Origin of the sequence: Blastococcus sp. MG754426 (assembly GCF_021699055.1) — a bacterium.
In the GTDB taxonomy this organism is placed as follows: Bacteria; Actinomycetota; Actinomycetes; order Mycobacteriales; family Geodermatophilaceae; genus Blastococcus.
This window is the reverse complement of record NZ_SSXC01000187.1, coordinates 1-426: the sequence shown is the minus strand read 5'-3', so window position 1 is coordinate 426 and position 426 is coordinate 1. Positions and strand designations below refer to the sequence as shown.

The following is a 426-nucleotide window of genomic DNA, read 5'->3' as shown; positions in this document are numbered from 1 at the left end:
CGCCCACCCCGAGCAGTCCTGTGCCTGCCCGCTGCTGGGGCCGCCGGCGGCAGCAGACGGCTACCGGCCCTCCACCGGCCAGCAGCGCTTCCTGCGGCTGCGCGACCGCACCTGCCGCCACCCCGGCTGCGGCGTGCCCGCCGGCTGGGCCGACCTGGACCACGTCATCGCCCACAGCCAGGGCGGGGCCACCGCGTGCGAGAACCTGTGCTGCCTGTGCCGGCGGCATCACCGGCTCAAGACCTTCGCCCCCGGCTGGACCCACACGATCAGCGACGACGGGGTGCTCACCGTCACCACCCCCACCGGGGTCACCCGCACCACCCGCCCACCGGGCTACCGCGTCCTCACCACACCACCCCAACCACCACCGGACCCGGCCGACCGGACACCCGACCCCGACGACGACCCACCACCCTTCTGACC

The 426-nt window shown here is 75.4% G+C and carries 1 protein-coding gene; it reads left to right on the top strand.

The window, feature by feature from the left end:
* On the top strand, positions 1 to 424 hold a 424-nt coding region (locus E9549_RS22920; RefSeq protein ID WP_236828902.1), incomplete at its 5' end, for an HNH endonuclease signature motif containing protein.
* Between the last annotated feature and the right edge of the window lie 2 nt (positions 425 to 426).